The 591-nt window shown below is 69.7% G+C and carries 1 protein-coding gene; it reads left to right on the top strand.

Features of this window, described 5'->3' with window-relative positions; all coding sequences use genetic code 11:
- Positions 1 to 16: 16 nt before the first annotated feature.
- On the top strand, positions 17 to 591 hold a 575-nt coding region (locus O5O46_RS35090; RefSeq protein WP_269859740.1), incomplete at its 3' end, for an IS3 family transposase.

Raw genomic sequence — 591 nt, 5'->3', positions numbered from 1 at the left:
TCGCAACGGAGACCCGGTGAACGTGCACCCGTTCATCGAGGCGGAGAAGCAGAGCGGCCACAGCGTAAAACGCGCCTGTGAGCTGCTGAAGGTCTCCCGAGCCGCCTTCTACGCCCGCCGCACTGGCGCCCTTGGCCCCCGCGCGGTCCGCGATGCGGAACTCACCAGGAAGATCACCGAGGTTCACCGGTGCTCACGTGGCACCTACGGTGCCCCTCGCGTCCACGCCGCCCTCCAGCGCGAGGGCATTGTCTGCGGCCGCAGGCGCGTCGCCCGGCTCATAAGATCCGCAGGCATCACGGGTCGTTATCGCAGGGGACAGCACCGCACCACGGTCCCTGACCCGTACGCGTCCACCCGTCCCGACCTCGTGGGCCGCGACTTCCAGCCCGACCCGGCAGTCCTCGACACCCGCTGGTGCGGCGACATCACCTACATCCCCACGGAAGAAGGATGGCTCTACCTGGCTACCGTCATCGACATCGCCTCCCGCCGCGTCGTCGGCTGGGCCACAGCCGACCACCTGCGCACCGCCCTGGTCGCCGACGCTCTGCGAGCGGCCTGTACCCAGCGCCGCCCGACCAGCGCAGT

Source organism: Streptomyces sp. RPT161, assembly GCF_027533845.1.
Lineage (GTDB): Bacteria > Actinomycetota > Actinomycetes > Streptomycetales > Streptomycetaceae > Streptantibioticus_A > Streptantibioticus_A silvisoli_A.
This window is presented reverse-complemented; position numbering and strand designations above follow the sequence as displayed.